Below are 7,115 nucleotides of genomic sequence, written 5' to 3' on the forward strand. Positions count from 1 at the left end.
GTAATATAGATATAAAATAAAAACATTTCTTATTTTATATCTTTAAATTGTATTTTAAGCATTTAGTTATATTATATCAATAGGAAGAATTATTTCTTCCTTTTTTTTAATTGTGACAAAAAATTCACAATTTAGAAAATAGATATTATAGCTGTTTTAAAATTTCCCGGTTATATTTTAGGTAGACAATACCTTAAATAAGGTATACAATAAATAATAACCTATTATATTAGGAGGGTAAAATGAAAAAATTAGAATTTGTTGAAGAAAATTTGAGAAATAAATTAAATAATTTTATAGTAATAAAGCGAGATGGTAGAAGAGTTGAGTTTGAATGTGACAAGATATATGCTGCTATATCGAAAGCAATTTTATCTATTGATGGAAATATTAGTACTTATGATATTTCTAAGATTATGAAAGAAATATTATCTGAGATAACTACTAGATTTTCTAATGATATAAAAATATATGAAATACAGAGTGTTGTTGAACATACTTTAATTAAATTAGGGGAAGAAGTATTAGCAGAATCTTATATATCTTATAGAACAAAAAAAGATATAGAAAGAGATAAAAATTTAGATATAAATTTTGCAATAAAAAAATTGGTAAATAGAGATGAAAATTTAGTTAATGAAAATGCGAACAAAGATAGTTTAGTATTTAACACACATAGAGATTTAACTAGTGGAGTTGTTGCTAAGACAATAGGTCTAAAAATGTTACCGACACACGTTGCAAATGCACATCAAAAAGGGGAACTTCATTATCACGATTTAGATTATTCTCCTTATCAACCGTTAACTAACTGCTGTTTGATTGATTTCCAAGAGATGCTAACTAAAGGCTTTAAAATAGGAAATGCAGATGTTGAAAGCCCTAAGAGTATAACTACATCTACTGCACAAATGGCTCAAATAATAGCTAATGTTGCATCTAGTCAATATGGAGGATGCAGTGCAGATAGAATTGATGAAGTATTAGCTCCGTTTGCTAAGTTAAATTATAAAAAAAATTTAGAGTTAGCAAAGGAGTGGATAGATGGTAAAGAAAAGCAAGAACAGTTTGCTAAAGAGAAAACTATTAAGGATATATATGATGCTATGCAATCTTTAGAGTACGAAATAAATACTCTTTATTCATCACAAGGACAAACTCCATTTACTTCATTAGGATTTGGCTTAGGAGAAGACTTTTTTTCTAGAGAAATACAGAAAGCTATTTTGAAAGTTAGAATTGAAGGGTTAGGTATAGAAAAAAGAACAGCAATATTCCCAAAATTGATTTTTACTATTAAAGATGGAGTTAATTTGAAGTCTACCGACCCTAATTATGATATAAAAAAATTAGCGTTAGAATGTTCAACAAAAAGAATGTATCCAGATGTGATTATGTATGATACATTAGTAAAGATAACAGGAAGTTGTAAAACTCCTATGGGATGTAGATCATTTCTTCCTGCTTGGAAAGATGAATTAGGTAACAATGTAGAAAGTGGTCGTATGAATTTGGGTGTAGTAACTTTGAATTTGCCAAGAATAGCTATAGAATCTAATGGAATTAAAGATAAATTTTGGCAATTACTTAGAGATCGTTTAGAAATTTGCAAAGATGCGTTAGTATATCGTGCTAAACGATGCGGAGAGGCTAAACCAGAAAATGCACCTATACTTTATATGCATGGTGCATTTGGTAAAAGATTAGATTCTACTGATAGTGTAAATCAGTTATTTAAAAATAAACGCTCAACATTGTCTTTAGGGTATATAGGTCTTTATGAAGTAGCCACACTATTTTATGGTGGTGAGTGGGAAACTAATAAAGAAGCAAAACAATTTACGCTTGATATAATGAAAGAATTAAAACGAAATGTAGATTTATGGACAGAAGAATATGATTATTGGTTTAGTATTTACTCAACACCATCAGAGAGTTTGACCGATAGATTTTGTCGACTTGACAAAGAAAAGTATGGAAGTATAAAAAATGTAACAGACAAGGATTATTATACTAATTCGTACCATTATGATGTTCGTAAGAAACCAACTCCTTTTGAAAAGTTAGATTTTGAAAAAGATTATCCTTATTATGCTAGTGGAGGATTTATTCATTATTGTGAATATCCGGTATTAAAGCAAAATCCTAAAGCTCTAGAAGCAGTCTGGGATTATGCTTATGATAAAGTAGGATATTTAGGGACTAATACGCCTATAGATAGATGTTATGAATGTGATTATGAAGGTGATTTTGAACCTACTAAGAAAGGCTTTAAATGTCCAAATTGTGGAAATAATAATCCGAAAACTTGTGATGTTGTAAAAAGAACGTGTGGATATTTAGGTAATCCACAAGCACGACCGATGATAAAAGGACGTCACAAAGAGATTGTTTCAAGGGTGAAACATATGAATTAATAATATATAGGAGAATGTATGGAAAAAGATTATAAATTTTATATAGATAATTTAGGGCTGCAAGAACATCAAGAGGGAGGCTATTATAAGGAGACTTATTTATCAGATGAAAAGATTAAATTGGAAGATGGACGTGTAAGAAGTCTGTCTTCAAATATTTTATTTTTGTTAACGGCTAATAATCCCTCTCGTTTTCATAGATTAAAATCTGATGAATTGTGGTTTTATCATACAGGAAAATCTCTAACTATTCATATGATTTTTCCAAGTGGAGAATATCATAAAGTTAAATTAGGAAGAGGAGCAGGTGAGTTATTTCAGTACACTGTTCCTAAAGGTGTAATTTTTGGATCTACTGTCTGTGGGGAAGGTGACGATTTTTCTTTGGTAGGTTGTGTAGTAACGCCAGCATTTCATTATGATGATTTTGAATTGTTTACTCAAGAAGAGTTATTAGACATTTATCCAGATTCCAAAAATATTATCGAAAAATTAACTTATAAAAATTAAATATTTTTAATTAGAAATATATTTAGTAAAAAAATTTTAAACAAATCTAGTAACTAAGGACTATCGAATTAAGATACATAAAAAAAATTGTATAATAGTTTTAAAAGCAAGAATATACCAGAGAAAAATATTTGAAAAAGAAAAAATAAAAGTGTATAATATAATCATCTTGAATTTCCGGGAAATAAAAAACTCGGAAATAATTTTATTTTGCATATAAAGAAAGCAGGAATATTATGAAAATAGTATATTTTTCTTTGACAGGAAATTGTAAAAAATTTTTATCGTTTTGTAAAATACCAGAAAAAGATGTTATATTTTTAAAAGATGTAGATTATGTTGACTATGAATATATAGTTATGACACCTACTATAGGATTTGGAGAAGTGCCTCTGCCTGTCAAAAAATTTTTGGATAAAAATAGTAAATTTGCGCGAGGAGTAGTATCTAGTGGTAATAGGAATTGGGGAGTTAATTTCGCGGTAGCAGCAGATATTATCTCTCGTGATTATAATATCCCTGTACTAATGAAGTTTGAATTATTAGGAAATATGCAAGATATAGAGAAGTTTAAGAAAATCTATGAGGAGATGAGTTGTTAGTATGACAGAATATAGACATATAGAGCTAAATAATGAAGTTACCAAAAGAGATGATACTGGTTTTTTCATGTTATATAAAGATAAAGAAGCTATATCGGAGTTTTTACGTGAGGTAGATGATAAGACTGTAAAATTTAGTTCGGAATTAAAAAGATTAAAATACCTTGTAGAAGAAAACTTCTATTATAATATATTTGATAAATATATTGAAGAGGAAATTTTAGAATGTATAGAATTAGCAAATAATTATAAATTTGAATTTCAAAGTTATATGGCAGCTAGTAAATTTTATAAAGATTATGCTTTAAAAACTAATGATAAAAAGCAATATTTAGAAAATTATAACCAACATGTATTTATAGTTGCTCTTTATCTAGCTAATGGAGATGTTAATTTGGCTAAGGAATTAATTATAGCTATGTTGGAGCAACGTGTGCAGCCAGCAACGCCTACTTTTTTAAATGCAGGAAGAAGCCGTAGAGGAGAGTTAGTTTCTTGTTTCTTACTAGAAGTAGGAGATTCTCTAAACTCTATTAATTATATAGATTCAACGGCTAAGCAACTATCTAAAATAGGTGGTGGAGTTGCGATTAATCTTTCTAAATTACGTGCTAGAGGAGAAAGTATCAAAGGAATAAAAGGTGTAGCAAAAGGTGTTATTCCAGTTGCCAAATCTTTAGAGCAAGGATTTGCTTATGCAGATCAGTTAGGACAAAGACCTGGAGCAGGAGCGGTATATTTAAATATTTTCCATTATGACGTTTTAGAGTTTTTAGATACTAAAAAGGTTAATGCAGATGAAGAATTAAGACTTCCTACAATTTCTACTGGATTAATTGTTCCGTCTCTATTTTTCAAACTAGCTAAAGAAAATAAAGATTTCTATATGTTTGGTCCACATTCTATTTGGGAAGAGTATGGATTAGTTTTAGATGATATAGATATAGAAAAATATTACGATGAATTTGTAGCTAATGAAAATATAATTAAGAGAGCTTATGGTGCTAGAGATATGCTTAGCTTAATAGCTTCTACACAATTACAATCAGGGTACCCTTATTTAATGTTTAAGGATAATGCTAATAAAAATCATGCATTACAAGATATTGGTCAAGTGAAAATGAGTAACTTGTGTACAGAAATTTTCCAACTGCAAGAAACTTCTGTAATCAAAGATTACGGAGAAGGAGATATAATTAAAAGAGATATTTCTTGTAATTTGGCATCATTGAATATCGTTAATGTTATGGAAAGTAAGAAAATAAAAGAGTCTGTTTATTCAGGTATGGACGCTTTAACTTTTGTTAGTAATTCTACAAAAATTAAGAATGCTCCGGGTGTAGTCAAAGCTAATGATGAATTTCACTCTGTAGGCTTAGGTGCTATGAATTTACATGGTTATTTAGCTAAAAATTTAATAGCTTATGAAAGTGAAGAAGCTAAGGATTTTGCTAATGTTTTCTTTATGATGATGAATTATTATACATTAGAAAAATCAATGTTAATTGCTAAAGAGCGTAAAGAAACATTTAAAGATTTTGAAAAATCAGATTACTATAATGGTAAATACTTTGATAAATATATAACTAATAGTTATCTTCCAAAAACAGAAAAGGTAAAAGCATTGTTTGAAGGAATAGAAATTCCAACGAAAGATAACTGGCTAAGATTAAAAAATAAAGTAAGAGAACATGGAGTTTACCATGCGTATAGAATGGCAATAGCGCCTACTCAAAGTATCTCGTATGTACAAAATTCTACATCCAGTGTTTTACCTATAGTAGATAAGATAGAAAGACGTACTTATGGTAATGCGGAAACTTTTTATCCTATGCCGTATTTGAGTGCAAAAACTCAGTGGTATTACAAATCTGCGTTTACAATTGATCAAATGAAATTGATAGATTTAATGTCAGTAATTCAAGAGCATATTGATCAAGGTATTTCTATAATTTTATATGTAAATTCAGATATATCAACTCGTGAATTAGCGAAGTATTATGTTTATGCACATCACAAAGGATTAAAATCACTATACTACACTAGAAATAAATTATTGTCAGTAGAAGAGTGTACTTCTTGTGCAGTTTAGAAAGGATAAGATATGAAAGCAGTAAATTGGAACAAACAAGACGATTTAACATTTATGTACTGGCGTCAAAATATAGCACAGTTTTGGGTTGATACAGAGTTTAAAGTGTCAAAAGATATAAAAAGCTGGAATGAAGATTTAAATGATGCAGAGCGAGATACATATAAAAAAGTTTTGGCAGGATTAACAGGACTTGATACTCAACAAGGAGATGTGGGAATGCCACTTGTATCTTTGCATACAGAAGATATGAGAAAACAAGCTGTATATAGCTTTATGGGAATGATGGAACAAATTCATGCTAAAAGTTATTCTACTATCTTTACATCATTAATTTCTAGTCAAGAAACAGATTATTTATTAGATGAGTGGGTAATAGAGAATAAGGAATTACAATACAAAGCGAAACGTATTGAAGATTATTACTTAAAATTGTTTAAAACAGAAGTTAGTACATATGATTTATATATGGCGAGAGTAGCGTCTGTATTTTTAGAAAGCTACTTGTTCTACAGTGGATTTTTCTATCCTTTGTATTTAGCAGGGCAAGGAAAAGTTACTACTTCTGGAGAAATTATTCGTAAGATTTTGTTAGATGAGACTATTCATGGTAGCTTTACGGGTTTTGATGCACAGGAGATGTTTAAAACTTTAACTAAGGAAGAGCAAAGTCGTGCAGAAAAAGAAATGTATGAACTTATGTTGGATTTATATAATAATGAAATTAAGTATACAAATGATTTATATACACAAATAGGATTGGCTGATCAAGTTAAAGATTATGTGGAATACAATGCTAATAGGGCTTTGGCAAATTTAGGATATCCAGGGTATTTTGAACATAAAGAATTAAATCCTATTATTGAAAATGCTATGAATACATCTACTAAAAACCATGATTTCTTTAGTGTTAAAGGTGATGGATATGTTGTTAGTATGAATGTAGAAGCTTTAGAAGATGAAGACTTTATATTTGAATAGGAGAAAAGAATGAAAATTTTAATGGTAAGACATGGAGAAACGGACTATAATAAAAATCATTTAGTCCAAGGACACACAGATATACCTTTAAATGAAATAGGAATTAATCAAGCTATAGAAGCAGGGAAAAAATTATTACCATATAATGTAAATGCCGCTTATAGTAGCCCTATGAGTAGAGCGTATGATACATGCCGTTATATGTTGGATAATTCTATACCCCAAAATAAAAATATAGTTATAGAGAAAGATAATCGTATAATAGAAAAAAACTACGGAATTTATGAAGAAGCAACTTACGAAGAATGGCATAAAGGACAAAGAGATGGTAATATTTCATCGGTAGAACTTGATAGTGATATAGCCAAAAGAGTAGAGAGCTTTATTAAAGAAAAATATAATCAGCACAAAGAAGAAACTATTTTAGTGGTTTGTCATGGGGCATGTACACGTATATTTTTAGAAAGCAAAAATTTACGTCCTAATAACAATTATATAATTAATACATCATTA

Annotated in this window: 6 protein-coding genes; all 6 read left to right on the forward strand. The window is 29.1% G+C overall.

The window, feature by feature from the left end; translation table 11 throughout:
* Window positions 1-242: 242 nt before the first annotated feature.
* Complete coding sequence (gene nrdD / locus HZY83_RS01755; RefSeq protein ID WP_179942367.1) at window positions 243-2,417, forward strand: anaerobic ribonucleoside-triphosphate reductase; 2,175 nt, start codon at window positions 243-245, stop codon at window positions 2,415-2,417.
* 18 nt (window positions 2,418-2,435) lie between these two features.
* A complete protein-coding gene (locus HZY83_RS01760) occupies window positions 2,436-2,927 on the forward strand; it encodes a cupin domain-containing protein (RefSeq protein WP_179942368.1) in 492 nt (163 codons plus the stop codon).
* Between the two features lie 236 nt (window positions 2,928-3,163).
* Window positions 3,164-3,529: a class Ib ribonucleoside-diphosphate reductase assembly flavoprotein NrdI gene (gene nrdI, locus HZY83_RS01765; RefSeq protein WP_179942369.1), complete on the forward strand. Its 366-nt coding sequence runs from the start codon at window positions 3,164-3,166 to the stop codon at window positions 3,527-3,529.
* Window position 3,530: 1 nt separating this feature from the next.
* The gene (nrdE, locus tag HZY83_RS01770; RefSeq protein WP_179942370.1) at window positions 3,531-5,621 is read left to right on the forward strand and encodes a class 1b ribonucleoside-diphosphate reductase subunit alpha; all 2,091 of its coding nucleotides are present in this window, start codon (window positions 3,531-3,533) and stop codon (window positions 5,619-5,621) included.
* A gap of 12 nt (window positions 5,622-5,633) precedes the next feature.
* Entirely contained in the window at window positions 5,634-6,602 is a 969-nt protein-coding gene (gene nrdF, locus HZY83_RS01775) for a class 1b ribonucleoside-diphosphate reductase subunit beta (protein WP_179942371.1), read from the forward strand.
* 9 nt (window positions 6,603-6,611) lie between these two features.
* The coding region (locus HZY83_RS01780) for a histidine phosphatase family protein (protein WP_179942372.1) at window positions 6,612-7,115 on the forward strand (504 nt) is incomplete at its 3' end.

It is taken from the genome of Gemella sp. GH3, from assembly GCF_013415425.1.
Classification (GTDB): Bacteria; Bacillota; Bacilli; order Staphylococcales; family Gemellaceae; genus Gemelliphila.